The sequence below is a fragment of the Geodermatophilus sp. SYSU D00742 genome, assembly GCF_054049935.1.
This window is the reverse complement of sequence record NZ_JBJGYJ010000055.1, coordinates 1-15878: the sequence shown is the minus strand read 5'-3', so window position 1 is coordinate 15878 and position 15878 is coordinate 1. Positions and strand designations below refer to the sequence as shown.

14 protein-coding genes are annotated in these 15878 nt (G+C 76.0%); 2 read left to right on the top strand and 12 right to left on the bottom strand.

Annotation, left to right across the window (positions count from 1 at the left end; all coding sequences use genetic code 11):
- Positions 1-335: 335 nt before the first annotated feature.
- From ACI78V_RS22285 to ACI78V_RS22245, 9 genes are all read right to left on the bottom strand, one after another.
- Positions 336-1127 carry an enoyl-CoA hydratase/isomerase family protein gene (locus ACI78V_RS22285; protein ID WP_456854851.1) on the bottom strand — a complete coding sequence of 264 codons (792 nt, stop codon included), beginning with the start codon at positions 1125-1127 and terminating at the stop codon, positions 336-338.
- A gap of 22 nt (positions 1128-1149) precedes the next feature.
- Positions 1150-2004 (bottom strand): 3-hydroxyacyl-CoA dehydrogenase family protein, encoded by an 855-nt coding sequence (locus ACI78V_RS22280; RefSeq protein WP_456854848.1) that lies wholly within the window; start codon positions 2002-2004, stop codon positions 1150-1152.
- Complete coding sequence (locus ACI78V_RS22275; RefSeq protein ID WP_456854846.1) at positions 2001-2354, bottom strand: hypothetical protein; 354 nt, start codon at positions 2352-2354, stop codon at positions 2001-2003. Before ACI78V_RS22275 ends, ACI78V_RS22280 begins: the two co-directional genes overlap by 4 nt.
- Positions 2318-2674, bottom strand: a complete 357-nt coding sequence (locus ACI78V_RS22270) for a phage integrase N-terminal SAM-like domain-containing protein (protein ID WP_456854844.1) — start codon at positions 2672-2674, stop codon at positions 2318-2320. The genes ACI78V_RS22275 and ACI78V_RS22270 overlap by 37 nt, the downstream gene beginning before the upstream one ends.
- Positions 2675-2728: 54 nt before the next feature.
- Positions 2729-3796 carry a non-homologous end-joining DNA ligase gene (ligD, locus tag ACI78V_RS22265; RefSeq protein WP_456854842.1) on the bottom strand — a complete coding sequence of 356 codons (1068 nt, stop codon included), beginning with the start codon at positions 3794-3796 and terminating at the stop codon, positions 2729-2731.
- 55 nt (positions 3797-3851) lie between these two features.
- Positions 3852-5411 (bottom strand): alpha/beta hydrolase, encoded by a 1560-nt coding sequence (locus tag ACI78V_RS22260; RefSeq protein ID WP_456854840.1) that lies wholly within the window; start codon positions 5409-5411, stop codon positions 3852-3854.
- A 76-nt stretch (positions 5412-5487) separates the two neighbouring features.
- Positions 5488-5658 carry a hypothetical protein gene (locus tag ACI78V_RS22255; protein WP_456854838.1) on the bottom strand — a complete coding sequence of 57 codons (171 nt, stop codon included), beginning with the start codon at positions 5656-5658 and terminating at the stop codon, positions 5488-5490.
- On the bottom strand, positions 5655-6389 hold the full coding sequence (locus tag ACI78V_RS22250; RefSeq protein ID WP_456854836.1) for a class E sortase: 735 nt from the start codon (positions 6387-6389) through the stop codon (positions 5655-5657). The genes ACI78V_RS22255 and ACI78V_RS22250 overlap by 4 nt, the downstream gene beginning before the upstream one ends.
- Positions 6390-6523: 134 nt before the next feature.
- Positions 6524-7597: an ATP-dependent DNA ligase gene (locus ACI78V_RS22245; RefSeq protein ID WP_456854834.1), complete on the bottom strand. Its 1074-nt coding sequence runs from the start codon at positions 7595-7597 to the stop codon at positions 6524-6526.
- Between the two features lie 134 nt (positions 7598-7731).
- On the opposite strand from ACI78V_RS22245, the gene ACI78V_RS22240 reads away from it, so the two are divergent.
- Positions 7732-8397 (top strand): hemerythrin domain-containing protein, encoded by a 666-nt coding sequence (locus tag ACI78V_RS22240; RefSeq protein ID WP_456854830.1) that lies wholly within the window; start codon positions 7732-7734, stop codon positions 8395-8397.
- Here the strand turns inward: ACI78V_RS22240 and ACI78V_RS22235 are convergent.
- The 3 genes from ACI78V_RS22235 to treZ are packed head-to-tail and all read right to left on the bottom strand — an operon-like array spanning position 8372 to position 13261.
- Positions 8372-10708, bottom strand: coding sequence for an ATP-binding protein (locus ACI78V_RS22235; protein ID WP_456854827.1), 2337 nt, complete (start codon positions 10706-10708; stop codon positions 8372-8374). The two genes, ACI78V_RS22240 and ACI78V_RS22235, sit on opposite strands and share 26 nt — an antisense overlap.
- Positions 10709-10764: 56 nt before the next feature.
- Positions 10765-11505, bottom strand: a complete 741-nt coding sequence (locus ACI78V_RS22230) for a dihydrofolate reductase family protein (protein WP_456854825.1) — start codon at positions 11503-11505, stop codon at positions 10765-10767.
- Position 11506: 1 nt separating this feature from the next.
- Positions 11507-13261 carry a malto-oligosyltrehalose trehalohydrolase gene (gene treZ / locus ACI78V_RS22225; protein WP_456854823.1) on the bottom strand — a complete coding sequence of 585 codons (1755 nt, stop codon included), beginning with the start codon at positions 13259-13261 and terminating at the stop codon, positions 11507-11509.
- Between the two features lie 148 nt (positions 13262-13409).
- Here treZ and ACI78V_RS22220 point away from each other — a divergent pair.
- Positions 13410-15878, top strand: a 2469-nt coding sequence (locus ACI78V_RS22220; protein ID WP_456854821.1) for a hypothetical protein, incomplete at its 3' end; no start/stop codon positions are given.

Below are 15878 nucleotides of genomic sequence, written 5' to 3'. Positions count from 1 at the left end.
CCCCCCCCCCCCCCCCCCGGCCCCCCCCGCCCCCCCCCCCCCCCCCCCCCGCCCCCCCCCCCCCGGGGCGGGGGGCCCCCCCCCCCGCCCCCCCCCCCCGGCCGTGGCGTCGGCCATGAAGGCGTCGACAGGACGGGTCGGTCCGCGGCGACCCAGCGCACCGGCGCCGCCCGAGCCCGCGCTGGGGCCTCGGCCGCGACAGCTCGTCGGGTGCTCGTGTCCACGCGCGGCGATCTGATCCTGGGCGCTGCCCATACGAGATCAGGGGATCCCGGGCGGCCGCGGTCCCCGGCCGGCGCCCCGAGCGGTCGGTGAGGCGCCGGCCCAGCCGGCGCTCAGCGGCCGGTGAATCTCGGCGTCCGCTTGGCGAGGAATGCCTCGACCGCTTCCCGGTGGTCGACGGTCTGCCCGAGCTCGGCCTGGAGCCGCGCCTCGAGGGCCAGTGTCCCCTCCAGTGGGTCGGTCGCCGCCGTGGCCAGGACGGTCTTCACCGCGCGGTAGGCAGCCGTCGGTCCCTGCGCCAGTCGGGTGGCCAGCGCCTGCGCCTCGGCGACCACCTCGCCTGACTCGACCACCCGGTGCACGAGGCCCCACTGCAGCGCTGTCTCGGCGCTGAACGGCTCCGGGAGCAGCAGCGGCTCGGTCGCCCGGGAAACCCCGAGGCAGTGCACCAGCCGGGAGGCGAGCCCCGAGTCGCTGGACAGGCCGATGCCGGTGAACGCGGTGCCGAACCTGGCTCCGGCAGCGGCGACGCGCAGGTCCCCGGCCAGGGCGAGTCCCAACCCGGCGCCCACGCAGGCCCCGTTGACGGCCACGACCACCGGCACCCGGACCGCGGCGAGGGCCAGCGCCATGGGGTTGTAGGACTCGGCCACCACGTCCATCGCGGTGGTGGGGTCCGCTCGCAGCGCCTCGACGTGTTCGGCGAGGTCCTGGCCGACGCAGAACGCCCGTCCGGCTCCCGTCAGGACCACCGCGCGCACGGACCCGTCCGCCGCGACCGCCCGCAGGACGGCGGTGAGCTCGGCACGGGAGCGGTGCGAGAGCCCGGGGCTCTGCAGGGTCACCGTGGCGACGCCGCCGGCGTCGGTGCGGGTCACATCCGTGCCGGCCGGTGTCGTGGTCATGGCGGGCTCCTCGGGGCGCGGGTCAGGTGTAGGTGTGGAACCCACGACCGGCCTTGCGGCCGAGCTCGCCGGCGGCGACCTTGTCGCGGAGCAGCTGTGGTGGGGCGAACCGCTCGCCGAGGGTCCGGTGCAGGTACTCGGCGATGGCCAGCCGGACGTCGAGGCCGACCAGGTCGGTGGAGCGCAAGGGGCCCATCGGGTGCCGGTAGCCCAGTTCCATGGCCGTGTCGATCGCCTCGGCGTCCGCGACGCCCTCCTCCAGCATCCGGATGGCCTCCAGACCGAGCAGCACGCCGAGCCGGGAGGAGGCGAAGCCAGGGGAGTCCTGCACGACGACGTCGGTCTTGCCGAGCGCGCGCACCCAGCCGCTCGCCGTCCCGACCAGTTCGGGGTCGGTCTGCCGGGCGACGACGACCTCCACCAGCTTCGACGCCGGCACCGGGTTGAAGAAGTGCAGGCCGAGGAACCGGGCCGGGCGCTCGAGTGCGGCGGCGAGCTCCGAGACGGACAGGGAGCTGGTGTTGGTGGCCAGCACGGCGTCGGGAGCGACGGCTGCTTCGGCGGCCCGCAGGACGTCGGCCTTGAGGTCGGCCCGCTCGGGGACGGCCTCGACGACCAGGCCGGTCGCCCGGTCGAGCGTGGCGGGGGAGCCGACCACGGTCAGCCGGTCCAGGACCGTGGCGACGTCGCCGTCGAGCTTCCCCCGCCGGGCGGCCTCCTCCAGGCCGTCGCTCACGCGCCCGCGGGCGGCCTCGGCGGCGACGGCGCCGGCCTCCACGACCTCGACCCGGGCGCCGGCGGCCAGGAAGGCCTGGGCGATGCCGGCGCCCATGCGGCCACCCCCGATGACGCCCACCCGGGCCGGGACGGCGCTCACACCGTCTCCACGAGCATCGCGACGCCCTGACCGACGCCCACGCACAGAGTCGCCAGGCCCCGGCGGCCGCCCTCCCGCTCGAGCCGGCCGAGCAGGGTCACCAGCAGCCGGGCGCCGGAGCAGCCGAGCGGGTGGCCGAGGGCGATCGCACCGCCGTCGGCGTTCGTGATCTCCTCGTCGATCTTCAGTCGGCGCAGCACCCCGAGCGACTGGGCGGCGAAGGCCTCGTTGAGCTCGACGGCGTCCAGGTCGTCGACGGTCCAGCCGGCCTTGGCCAGGGCCTTCTCCGTGGCCGGGACCGGCCCCAGGCCCATCACGTTGGGGGCGACACCGGCGCTGGCGCTGACCACTGGAGGCCGCACTGCTGTGCCTGCTGACTCGTTGACCAACGACGAGGCCTGACGGGGTCCAGCCACCGGCAGAACCGCCGCATGCCGCGCAGCCGGGTGCCGACGATGGAGGGCTCGCAGGTCTCGGCCAGCTCGGCCAGCCACGCGGCGATGGCGTGCCGGGTCAGCTCGTCGAGCACCGGCCCCCGGCCGCGGAGGGTCAGCCAACGACCGAAGTGCAGCACTGACTGGCTGTACAGCTCGATGGTCCGCGGCGCCTTGGCGGCGGCCCGCAGGTGCCGCCGGAACGACGCCAGCAGGCCTTCCAGCCGGATCGCCACGGCGGCAGGTGTCGGGCGAGTGAGCGCTGTGCTAGCCCTGGGCGAGGGTCGAAATCACCCGTCTTCGCTGGTCGGTCTCCTGGCGCGGCTGGGCTGCACGCGCATCGGCTCGCCCGGCATCTTCGGGTAGTCGGGGGGATAGGGGAGGTCGCCGAGGCCGTCGTCCTTGGCCTGGCGCTCGGCCAGTTCCAGCAGCGGCTCGATGCCGAACGCGTGGTCGGCCAGGCCGGCGTGCTTGTCGCCGACCTCCGCGAACCGCGCGGGCATGGTCAGGACGTCGAAGTCCGACGGTGAGACGTCGGGCAGCTCGTCCCAGTCGACCGGCGCCGAGACCGGGGCGTGCGGCTTGGCCCGGATGGAGTACGCCGAGGCGATCGTGCGGTCACGGGCCATCTGGTTGTAGTCGATGAAGATCTTCTCGCCGCGCTCCTCCTTCCACCACGACATCGTCACCCGGTCGGGGAGGCGCCGTTCCAGCTCGCGGCCGAACGCGATGACCGCCCGGCGTACCTCCGGGAAGGTCCACCGCGGCTGGATGGGCACGTAGACGTGCACCCCGCGGCCCCCGGAGGTCTTCGGCCAGCCCTGCATGCCGAACTCGGCCAGCAACTCGCGGACGTGCGGGGCGACCGCCACCGCGTCGGCGAAGTCGGTGCCCGGCTGGGGGTCGAGGTCGATGCGGATCTGGTCGGGCTGCTCCACGTCGGACTTCGACACCGGCCACGGGTGGAAGGTCAGCGTGCCGAGGTTGGCGCACCAGGCGACGACGGCGACCGAGTCGGGGGCGATCTCGTCGGCGGTCCGGCCGCTGGGGAAGGTGATGTGTGCCGTCGGCACCCAGTCGGGCGCGTTCTTCGGCACCCGCTTCTGGTAGAAGGCGTCGCCGGTGTTGTCGACGCGGGTGGACAGCCGAGCGCCCTCGAACACCCCGCCCGGCCAGCGCTCCAGCGTCGTGGGGCGGTCCCGCAGCGCGTTCAGGATGCCGTCGCCGACGCTGATGAAGTACTCGACGACGTCGATCTTGCGGATGCCGCGGTCGGCGAAGTACGGCTTCTCCGGGTTGGAGACGCGCACCTCGTGCCCGTCGACCTGCAGGACGACGGCGTCCTTGGACGAGGCCATCACCGACCGGACCCGGATCGCGCGTTCACCCGGCGCACCCTAGGCGCCCGGCCGCTCACAGCGGGCACGTCGCACCGTCGGCCGGCACGACGAGGTCGACGAGGTACGCGTTGACCACGTCGCTGACGCACCCGGTCTTCGGGTAGGAGGTGTGTCCGAGGCCCTGCCAGACCAGCAGGACGCCGGAGGTCAGGTCGGCGGCCATGTCCTCCGCTCCGGACAGCGGCGTGACCGGGTCACCGGTGTTGCCGACGACCAGGATCGGCGCGGCGCCCTCGGCGTCCCGCGCGGGCAGCGGCGTGCGCTCGGCCTCCCACACTGAGCAGGTGTAGAGGCCGGCCGCTGCGCCGGCGCCGAACAGCGGGTACCGCTGCCCCCAGTCGGCGGCCAGCGCCCGGATCTCGTCCTCGGGGACCTGCGCGTCGGGGTCGCGGTCGGCGCAGGTGATGGCGAGGTTGGCGTCGATGAGGTTGGAGTAGGTGCCGTCCTGCAGCCGGCCGTAGTGGGCGTCGGCGAGGGAGAACACCCCCTGGGCGTCGCCGTTGCGCGCCGCCGCGAGGCCCTGCGCGAGCTGCGGCCAGGCGTTGGTGTTGTACAGCCCGGCCTGGATGGCGGTGAGGATCACGCCGGGGGTCGCCTGCCGCGTCTCACCCGGCCGCGCGCTCGGGATGGGCGTCTGGGCGGCCTGGGCGAGCAGTTCCTCGACGAACCGGCGCGGCTCCGCGCTCACGGGGCAACCGGCGACCAGGCCCGTGCAGTTGGCGGCGAAGGCGTCGAAGCCCGCCTCCATGCCGGCGGCCGTGGCCTCGGCGTCGGCGCGGGGGTCGCCGTCCGGGTCGACGGCGGCGTCGAGCACCAGCGCCCGGACCCGGTCGGGGAACAGCTCGGCGTACGTGGAGCCCAGCGTGGTGCCGTAGGAGTAGCCGAGGAAGGTCAGCTGCTCGTCGCCCAGAGCCTGCCGGAGCAGGTCCATGTCCCGGGCCGTGTCGGTGGTGTTGAAGGTGCCGAGCGCCTCGCTGCCGTACTCCTCGGTGCAGCCGTCGGCGACCTCCTGGGCCAGCGCGAACGCCTCGTCGAGCTGCTGCTCGGAGACCGGGCGCGGCTCGGCGGCGATGACGCGGTCCTTGAGCTCGTCGGGGACGCACTCGACCGCCTCCTCGGACAACCCCACCCCGCGCGGGTCGAAGCCGACGAGGTCGAAGCGGGCCAGCACGTTCTCGGGCAGCGTCAGCGCCCGCTGGATCGCCGCGTCGGCGCCGGAGCCACCGGGCCCACCGGGGTTGACCACCAGCGAGCCGAGCCGGTCGGTCTGCCCGGCCAGCCGGGCCCGGACCAGGAAGATCGTGAGCTTCTCCCCCTGCGGCTCGGCGTAGGTGATCGGCACCTGGGTGCGGCCGCACTCGAACAGGATGTCCCGCTCGCTGCCGGGGCTGCCGGCGATCACCGACGAGATCTGCTGGTCGCAGTCGCTCCAGGCGATCTCCTCCGCCTCCGGCTCGGCCGGCGTCGTCGACGCGGCGGAGGGGTCCGCCGACTCCGGGTCGGACGAGGTGCAACCGGAGACGGTCAGGAGCAGGCCGGAGACGACGGCGACCAGGCCACGGGACAGGCGCATGATCACGAGCCTAGGAGCCCGGCGCCGGGACCGCAGGCGCCCGCCCCCCAGCCGGGCTGCCGTCAGCGGTCGGCGGTCACTCGTCGACGACCACGTCGGCGAAGGGGAGGTGGGGCTCGACCTCCGGGAACACGACGAACAGCAGCAGCGCGCCGACCGTCGCGACCAGCACCAGCGCCTGCAGCGCCTTCACGGCGGTCGGGCCGGGCAGGTGCCGCCAGATCCAGGAGTACACGGTCGTCCTCATCCCTCCCGGAGGGCGGCGGGGCCCTCGGGGACGTCGGCGCGGGCGATCGGAGCACCGTCGAGGACGGCGTGGATGATCAGCCGCTGGCGTGCGGAGTACTCGGGGTGGCAGGTGGTCAGCGTCAGGTAGGCGCCGGTGGGCGGGGCCCCGGGCGCGGCGCCGGGCGTGGGGTTGATCACCGACACGTCACCCGGGGAGACGATGTGCCGGCCGGGGACGGGGAGGCCCGGGGCGGTGAACGAGCCCGTGGCCGCGTCGCCGACCACCCGGTAGACGTACCAGCTCTCGGCGGTCTCGACGACGACCGGGTCGCCCGGGCGCAGCTCGTCGAGCTCCAGGAACGGAGAGCCACGGCCCACGCGGTGGCCGGCGACGGCGAAGTTGCCCTGCTCGCCGGGCATCGCGGTGTCCGTGTAGTGCCCGGGACCCTCGGCCAGCTCGGCCGTGCCGGTCCCCTCGACGACGGCCCGGGCGTAGTCCGCGCCCAGCCGCGGGATGTGGAGGAACGCGAAGGCCTCGCCGGAGGCGAACTCCGCGGGCACCGGCCGGGCCGGGTCGTCCCACTCCTCGCGCAGCTCGGTGGTGAGCTCCTCCTGCGCGGCGGCGCTCTGCAGGTCGGTCACCCACAGCTCGTAGACGACGAACAGCAGCAGCACGAACCCGACGGTGAGCAGCGTCTGCCCCAGCCCGCGGGCCGCCGTCCGCAGCAGGTCCCCCGGGCTCCTCGACACGGGCAGCGATGCTATTCCGCGAAGCGAACCGAGCCCGTCCGCGACAGGCGGTCGCCTCCCCGTCACTCGGCCACCGCGCCACGCGAGTCACTGCGGCCACTCGCGAGGCGCTCCCTGGAGGGCGTCCGCCGCGGTCAGCCGGCGAAGACCTCGGCGAGGTCGTAGCGCACCGGCACCTCCAGCTGGTCGTACGTGCAGCTGCGCGGCTCACGGTCGGTGCGCCAGCGCAGGAACTGGCCGGTGTGCCGCAGCCGGCGTCCCTCGAGCTGGTCGTACTTGATCTCGACCACCAGCTCCGGGCGCAACGGCACCCAGGAGAGGTCCTTGCCGGCGTTCCAGCGGCTCTGCGCCCCGGGCATCCGGTGCTCGCCGTCGCCGTTGGTCTCGGCGTTCGCCCAGTCCTGCCACGGGTGCCCGTCCAGCGCCTGCGCCCGGTAGGGCGCCAGCTCCTCGACCAGCTCGGCCCGGCGGGTCATCGGGAAGGACGCCGCGACGCCGATGTGCTGGAGGTCGCCTGCGTCGTCGTAGAGGCCCAGCAGCAGCGAACCCACGATCGGCCCGGTCTTGTGCCACCGGAACCCGGCCACCACGCAGTCGGCGGTGCGCACGTGCTTGACCTTCGTCATCAGGCGCTGGTCGGGTCCGTAGGGCAGGTCGGCGGGCTTGGCGACGACGCCGTCGAGCCCTGCGCCCTCGAACTCCTGGAACCAGCGCTGCGCGGTCCCGGGGTCCTGCGTGATGGCCGTGACGTGCACCGACTCGGTGCCCTTCCCGACCACCTCGCGCAGCCGGGCCTGCCGCTCGCCGAACGGCGTCTCCATCAGCGACTCGTCCCCGATCGCGAGCAGGTCGAACGCGACGAACGACGCCGGCGTCTGCTCGGCCAGCAGGGTGATCCGGGACTCGGCGGGGTGGATGCGCTGCAGCAGCGCCTCGAAGTGCAGCCGGTCGCCCTGGGGGACGACGATCTCGCCGTCGACCACGCAGCGCTCCGGCAGCGCGGCCTTGACCGCGGCCACCACCTCGGGGAAGTAGCGGGTGAGCGGGCGCTCGTTGCGGCTGCCCAGCTCCACCTCGTCGCCGTCGCGGAACACGATGCAGCGGAAGCCGTCCCACTTCGGCTCGTAGTAGAGGTCGTCGGCGGTGGGGAGCTTGGTCGTGGCCTTGGCCAGCATCGGCTTCACCGGCGGCAGCAGGGGCAGGTCCATGCCCGCAGTCAAGCAGCCGGGACCGACGGCCGGCGGGTCAGCGGGCCGCGCGAGACCCGCACGGGTGGAGTGTGGGTGCGGTGTGGAGGTCCTGTGGGTGCTGGTGCGCGGCGGGCCCCGACAGGCTCCCTGTCATGACCGAGACCTCCGCCACCCCGCTCACCGACGTCCACGACATGGTGGTCGCGCACCGCACGTTCCGCCGCGAGTTCCGGCTGCTGCCGGAGCTGGTCCGCGCCGTCCCCGCGGGCGACACCGCCCGCGCCGGCGTGGTCGCCGCGCACGCCCGGCTCGTCCTCAAGGGGCTGCACCTGCACCACACCAGCGAGGACGAGCTGCTGTGGCCGAGACTGCTCGAGCGGGCCGCACCCGACGCCGCGCTGGTCCACCGCATGGAGGCCCAGCACGAGCGGGTCGAGCACCACACCGAGCGGCTCGGCGCGGCGTTGACCCGCTGGGAGGCCGAGGCCCGGCCGGCGGTCACCGAGGAGGTCGCCGCCACCTCCGACGCCCTGCGCACCGCCCTGCTCGAGCACCTCGACGAGGAGGAGCGGGAGATCCTGCCGCTGGCCGCGCGGCACCTGTCGACCGCGGAGTGGGAGCAGTTGGGCGAGCACGGACTGGCGCGCATGTCGCGGTCCGAGCTGCCGATCATGTTCGGCGCGGTCCTCGAGGAGGCCACCCCGGAGGAGACCGCGCAGTTGCTGGCCAAGCTGCCCCTGCCGGTCCGCCTGCTGGCGCGGACGGTGTTCCTCCGGCGGTACCGCCGGTACGTCAGCCGCGTGCGCTCGGTCGGGTGAGCTGCGCGGCCAGGCCGGGGACGTCGGCCGACCGTAGGCCGAGGCCACGTTCCCAGGCCCGCCGGAACGCTTCCTCGCCGAGCGCGGTGCGGACCGCGGCCAGCCAGTGCCGGGCGCGCTCCAGGTCCGGCGGGAACGCGACCGCCACGGACGCGGCCTCGGCGGTCGCCGAACCGGCCGCGAACAGCTCCACCGCCAGCTCGGTACGGCCGCGCCGGGCGGCCAGCACGGCCAGCCCGGGAAGGGTGTAGGCCGACGTCCAGGTCGTGCCGACGGCGGCTGCGAGCGCGGCGGCCTCGGCCAGGCAGGCCAGTGCCGTGTCGTCGTCCCCGCCGCCCTGCGCCAGGGTGGCGCGCATGTTGAGGACCGTGGCGAGGGTGAACGGGCTGCCGATCTCCCGCGCGATCCGCTCGGCCTCGTGCAGCCCCGCGGTGGCCCGGTCCAGGTCGCCGGCCTGGGCCAGCCGCTGCGCCTCGGCCAGGGTCGCGTGCGCGACCGCCCACGGGATGCCCGCCGTCCGGCCGAGCCGCGAGGCCTCGGCGAGCTCGCCGGCGGCCCGGTCGAGGTCACCGAGGAAGACCGCGCCCGACCCCGACAGGACCAGCGCCTCGGCGAGCAGGCCGGGGTCGCCGGCACCGCGCGCGGCCGCGACCGCCTCCCCCGCGGCGACCCGCATGGCGGCGATGTCACCCGACGCGTACCGGAGCCCCGACCGGGCCAGGTGCAGCGCTGCCGTCTCGACCGGTGGGAGCGACCCGGGTCCGGCGTCGTCCCGGATCCGGTCGAGCCAGCCGAGGCCCTCGCCGACGTCGCCGCGCAGCGCCCAGTACAGCCAGGTGTCGGCACCGAGCAGCGCGGCGCGGCCGTGGCGGCCGCCCTCCACCAGCCTGCTGAACGTGGCGCTGAGGTTGCCGTGCTCGCGCTGCAGCCGGTCCAGCCAGGCCGCCTGGCCCGGGCCGCGGAGGCCGGCCCGGGCCTCGGCGGCGAGGGCGCAGAAGAAGTCGGCCGCGCGGTCGGCCACCGCGTCGCCCTCGCCGGCCTCCCGCAGCCGGGCGGCGGCGTACTGGCGGACCGGTTCGAGCATCCGGTAGCGGTCGTCCCGCACGGCCACCAGCGACTGCTCCACGAGACCACCGAGGGCGGGGACGACGTCGCCGTGCCCGGCCACCTGCTGGGCGGCCTCCAGGGAGAAGCTGCCGGAGAAGGCCGCCAGCCGGCGCAGCAGCACCTGCTCGTCCAGGGTCAACAGGTCGTGGCTCCAGTCCAGCGTCGCGCGCACGGTGCGCTGCCGCTCGGGCAGGTCCCGGGACACCGGTGAGCCGACCGCCTGGTCGAGGCGGGCCAGCAGGGCCGCGGGGGAGAGGTACCGGGCGTGCGCCGCGGCCAGCTCGAGGGCCAGCGGCAGCCCGTCCAGCCGCCGGCAGATCGCGGCCACGTCCGCCGCCGTCGCCCCGTTCAGCGGCACCGGGCGGCCGGCGGCGCGGGCGCGGTCGAGGAACACCTGCGCGGCGGGGGAGTCCGCGACCGCCGCGACACCGCGGCCGGCCGGTACGGGCAGGGGCTCCAGCGGGCGGTCGAGCTCGGCCCGCACGCGCAGGGCCGCCCGGCTGGTGGCCAGGACGACCAGCCCGGGACAGCGGGCGAGCAGGTCGGCGACGTCGGCGGCCGCGTCGAGGACGTGCTCGACGTTGTCGAGGACGACGAGCCGGCGGCGCGCCCCGACGACGGCGGCGAGCGCGTCGCCGAAGGGAGGCGCGAGCCGTGGGGCCCCCAGCGCCCGCGCGATGGTCGGGAGCACGAGCCGCGCCTCACGGACCGGCGCCAGCTCGACGACGGCGACCCCGTCGGGGAAGCCGGCGGCCAGCGTCCCGGCCACGTCGAGCGCCAGACTGGTCTTGCCCACCCCGCCCGGCCCGGTGAGGGTGAGCAGCCGCGTGGCGCCCGACCGCAGCAGCCCCAGCACCTCGGAGCGCTCGTCGTCCCGGCCGATCAGCGCCGTCGGGGGCAGCGGGGCGGCCGTGGGTCGGGCCGGGAGCGCGTCGGGGGGCGCCGGCACCGGCCGGTCGGGCCCGGCCGGGCGGGACGCCGCCGCCAGCGCGGCCCGGTCGACACCGTCCAGGGCGAGGGCGTCGGCGAGGGCCCGGACGGTGTGCGGGTAGGGCCGGCGTCGCTCACCCCGCTCCAGGGCCCCGACCGCCTTGGCGGTCAGGCCGGCTCGCGCCGCGAGCTCGTCCTGGCTGAGCGCAGCGCGGTCGCGGAAGCGACGGAGCAGCTCGGCGAACGGCCCGGGACCGGTCGTCGCGTCGCCCACCGGCGGGAAGGTAGCAGCGGAACCGGCCGGGGAGCCGGGTGCAGGTTCCCGGGGCGTCACCCGGCCGGGCCGGCGCGGTCGACCGCGTAGCGGGTGAAGAGCACGCCGTCCTCCTCCAGCACGTGCCGCAGTCGCAGCCGGACGAGGCCGCCGAGCGGCTCGCCGAGCAGGTGCGGCTGGCCGGCGCCGACCAGTGCCGGGGACAGCGTGAGGGCGAGCTCGTCGACGACCCCGGCCTGCAGGGCGGCGCGGAACAGCTGCGGCCCGCCCTCGCACAGCACCCGTTCGTGGCCCAGGTCGGCCAGCCGGTCCAGGGCGAGGGGCAGGTCGACGTCGTCCTCCCCGCAGACCAGCACCGTCACGCCCGCGTCGGTCAGCGCGGCCCGCCGGCCGGGGTCGGACGCCGCGCAGGTCACCAGCACCGTGGAGTCGACGGCGAGGCGGTCCCCGGGCGACAGCGACGCCCGCCGGGACACCACCGCGACCGGTGCGGTCGCCGGCCGCCCCAGCGCCCGCCGCAGGCCGACGACGGCATCGTCCGCCGCGACCGGCCGGTACCCCTCCGTCGCCGCCGTGCCGTGGCCGACGAGCACCACGTCGGCCAGCGCGCGCAGCAGCCGGAACACCCGCCGGTCGCCGGGGGAGCCCAGGCCGCCGCTGCGGCCGTCGACGGTGATGGCGCCGTCGAGGGACGCCACGAAGTCGGCCCGCAGCGAGCGGCCCGGTGGCAGCCGGTAGGCGTCGGCCAGCTCCTCGTCGGCCAGCTCGCCGGCCGGCCCCGGGAGGAGGCGGCGCACGTCAGCGGGTGGTGACCACGACGGCGCTCTCCCGCGGCACCGTCACCGCGCGCCCGTCGACGGTCGGCAGCTCGCCGCTGGCGAACAGCACCTCGTCCGCCGGCACGTCGAGGTCCACCTCGCGGGCCTCGGCGGAGAGGTTGGCCACCACCCGCAGCGACCCGCGGTGCACGACCAGCCAGCGCTCGGCGTCGTCCCACGTGACGTCGACCCGCGACAGGTCCGGGTCGACGAGGTCCGGGTGCGCCCGGCGCAGCGCCAGCAGCGCCCGGTGCACGCCCAGCAGCCGGGAGTGCGGCTCCTGCTCGACCTCGTCCCAGTCCAGCTTCGACCGGGTGAACGTCTCCGGGTCCTGCGGGTCGGGGACGACGGCGGCGTCCCACCCGTGCTCCGCGAACTCGCCGATCCGCCCCTCGGCGGTGGCCCTGCCCAGCTCCGGTTCGGGGTGGCTGGTGAAGAACTGCCACGGCGTCGAGGCGCCCCACTCCTCGCCCATGAACAGCATCGGGGTGAACGGGCTGGTGAGCACGAGGGTCGCGCCGACGGCGAGCAGGTCGGGGGAGAGGGACGCCGAGATCCGGTCGCCGACCGCGCGGTTGCCGATCTGGTCGTGGTCCTGCAGGTAGGCGAGGAACTTCCAGCCGGGCAGCACGTTGGTGTCCACGGGCCGGCCGTGGTGCCGGCGGCGGAAGCTCGACCACGCGCCGTCGTGGAAGTAGGCCCCGGTCAGCGTCTTGGCCAGGCCGGCCAGCCCGGCCGCGGCGAAGTCGGCGTAGTAGCCCTGCCCCTCGCCGGTGAGCGTCGCGTGCAGCGCGTGGTGGAAGTCGTCGCTCCACTGGGCGGTCAGCCCCATGCCGCCGGCCACCCGCGGGGTGACCAGGCGGGGGTCGTTGAGGTCGCTCTCGGCGATCAGCGTCAGCGGCCGGCCCTCGGCGACCGAGAGCCGGTCGACCTCCTGGGCCATCTCCTCCAGCACGTGGGTGGCCCGCTCGTCGACCAGCGCGTGGACGGCGTCCAGCCGCAGCCCGTCGACGTGCATGTCCCGCAGCCACATCAGGGCGTTGTCGATGATGTAGCGGCGCACCTCGTCGGAGTCCGGCCCCGACAGGTTGATCGAGTTGCCCCAGGTGTTGGCGCCGCCCTCGGCGAAGACCGGGAAGAACAGCGGCAGGTAGTTCCCCGACGGGCCGAGGTGGTTGTAGACGACGTCCTGGATCACCCCCAGACCGCGCGCGTGACAGGCGTCGACGAAGCGCTGGTAGGCCGCCGGGCCGCCGTACTCCTCCTGCACCGCGTACCAGAGGACGCCGTCGTAGCCCCAGTTGTGCGTGCCGTTGAAGCCGTTGACCGGCAGCAGCTCGACGAAGTCCACGCCGAGCTCCACCAGGTGGTCCAGCCGCCGCGCCGCCGCGTCGAGGGTGCCCTCCGGCGTGAACGTGCCGACGTGCATCTCGTAGACGACACCGCCGGCCAGGGGGCGGCCGGTCCAGGCGTCGTCGCCCCAGCCGTACGCCGCCGGGTCGAAGCGCCGCGACAGCCCGTGCACGCCCGCGGGCTGGCGGCGCGAGCGCGGGTCGGGGCGGGGGGTCCCGTCGTCGTCGAGCAGGAAGCCGTAGTCGGCCTCCGGGCCGGCCGCCACCTCCGCGCGCCACCAGCCGCCGTCGTCCCGGCGCATGTCGTGCACCGCGCCGTCGACCTGGAGCCGGACCCGCTCCGGCAGCGGGGCCCAGACGGAGAACTCGACGGGTGCGGACATGACGGGATGCCTCCAGGGCGGGTGGGCGGGGACGGCACAGCGGATGGGGCTCGGGCTCTGGCCGGGGCCGGGGAACGGGGCAGATCATGCCCGCACACCCGACGGTCAACCGTGACGTGCGCAGCGGTCGGCCGGGGGAGGGGAGCGGATGGCCGACTGGGTCGAGCTACGCGTCCACGGCGTCAGCGGGACGCCGCCGGACTACATGCTGGGCAGCGCGCACACCGTCCAGGTCGCCGGCGACGACCGCAGCCGCTGCTTCCGCCCCGCCGACGCCCAGGGCCGGGAGGTCCGCGCCGCGGACGGGCACGTGCTGGAGGCCTTCCACTGGGGCCGCTGGACGTCGGGCTCGTGGGCCCAGGGCCTGTGGCTGCTGCTCATCCCGTTCGGCATGGTCAACGCCGCGCAGTTCATGCTGCCGCCGCCCACCACGGCCGCCCAGCGGCGCCTGCACAGCCTGTGCGGGGCGCTGCTGCGCACCGTGGGCCTGGTGCTCACCGGCCTGTTCGCGCTCGCCGACTGCCTGGTGGTGGTCGACCTGCTCGCCTGGCAGTGGCTGACCGGCCGCGGCCTGCCGGTGCCCGACCGGGTGGTCGTCGTGGCCGGCCTGGTGCTGGCCGCCGCGCTCATCACCGGGCTGTCGCGGATCGGCGCGGTCGACACCGGCCGCCGCTACCGGTTCTCCCATGCCGGCCCGCGCGACCTCGGGCACGGCGCGGAGGGGCTGCCGGGCCTGGGGGACGCCGCGTTCTTCGACGGCGACCCCGACAGCCCGTCGCTGCGCCGGCTGCACCACGCCGCCGGCCTGCTCGTCGTCGCCTGGCTCGGCCTGTCCGTCGCCGCCGACGGCGGCACCGGCTGGGCGGCGGGCTGGCGGTGGTACCCCGCCGCCGTGCTCGGGCTGGTGGCGCTGGTCGTGCTGCTGGCCGGGGACCCGGAGCGGCGGACGACGGTGCGCGCCGGCGGGGCCACCGACCGGGCCCGGACGGTCCGCCGGACGACGGCCGCGACCGGCGTCGTCCGGCTGCTCACCGGGGGCGCGCTGCTGCTGGCGCTGGTCGCCGTCGCGGTCACCGACGTCTCCGGCGCCGGGCGGCTGCCGGGCACCCAGCCGGCGGTCGCGCTGCTCGTCCTGGCCGGCACCGCCACGGTCTCCCTGCTGGTGCTGGCCGTCGCCGCCCTCGCCGCCGGCACGCGCGCCGCCGCCCGCCGCACCGCGCGGCCGTTCCGCCGGTTCGCCGGGGGGATGTCGGCGGCGCTGGCGACGGCGGTCGGCTGCTACCTGGCCGTGGGCTCCACCGCGGGGCTCACCCTGGGCGTCGAGGAGCTGGTCGACGGCCTGACCGGGACCGACGTCGACGTGCCGGAGCTCCTGCAGCGGTTCTCCTACGCGTGGGGGCTGACGGCGCTGGTCTTCGCCGCGCTCGCGGTCGCCGCGCGGGTGCGGGCGGGCCGCCGCAGGCGGGCGTTCCGTGAGCGGGCGCAGGCGGCGATGACCTTCGGGGACCCGCCGGCGCTGCGCCTGCCGCCGCCGTGGGTGCGGGAGGCGGGTGCGGCCATGCAGCGGGCCCGGATGAAGAACGCCGTCCCCCTGGTGCTGGGCCTGTGGACGGCCCTGGGTCTGGTGCTGGGCGCGGCGATCGGGGCGGCGTCGTGGTCGGCGCGGGGTGCGGGGGAGGACCCGGCGTTCCCGGTCAGCCTGCTCACCGGGGTGTCCTCCCCGCCGGGCGGCGCCGTGACCGGGGACGACGTGGTGATCGCCCTGGGCCAGGTCACGCTGCTGGGCATCGGGCTGGGCACGGTGCTGCTGGCCCGGGGTGCCCTGCGCTCGGAGGGCGCCCGGCGCGGGCTGAACGTGGTGTGGGACGTGGTGGCGTTCTGGCCGCGGACGGCGCACCCGTTCGTACCCCCGCCGTACGCCTCGGAGGTCGTGCCGGCCCTCGTCCGGCGGATCTGCTGGCACCTGGGCGTGCCCGACCCGCTGGAGGACGACGGGGACGCCGGGCCGCCCGGGTCGCGGTCGGCGGTCAACCCCGAGCCGGTCCCGGAGGTGGTGGTGGCCGCGCACAGCCAGGGCAGCCTGATCTCCCTGGTGGCGCTGCTGTGGCTGCCGGAGCAGGTCCGCGACCGGGTGCGCTGGGTGACCTTCGGGTCGCAGCTGCGCCAGCAGTTCGCCCGGGGCTTCCCGCACTACGTGGCGCCGGAGCTGCTGCGCGGGATGGCCGGCGCGTTCCGGTGGGTGAGCCTGTACCGCGACACCGACCCCGTCGCCGGCCCGGTCACCAGCTGGGACCACACCCGCGACGGCGGGCCGCTGTCCTCCCGCCGGATCGACGACCCAGCGACGCGGCAGCCGGACTGGGTCGACCCGCGCACCGGCCGCCGGGTGTGCGGCAACGAGTGGCGGCTGCTCGACCCGGTCCCCGGCGACTTTGCGCTGCAGACCCGGGCGGTCACCGGGACCGGCGGGCACAGCGGCTACTGGACCGACCCGGACTGGCCGCTGGCCCTCGAGGTGGCCTGCGGCCGGCTGCCCGACGGCCGGCGGTCCTGGACGGCCGGGGCCGCGGACGGGCGCCCCCGGAGCCGCGGGCGGGACCGGCCGCCCGCCGACGGC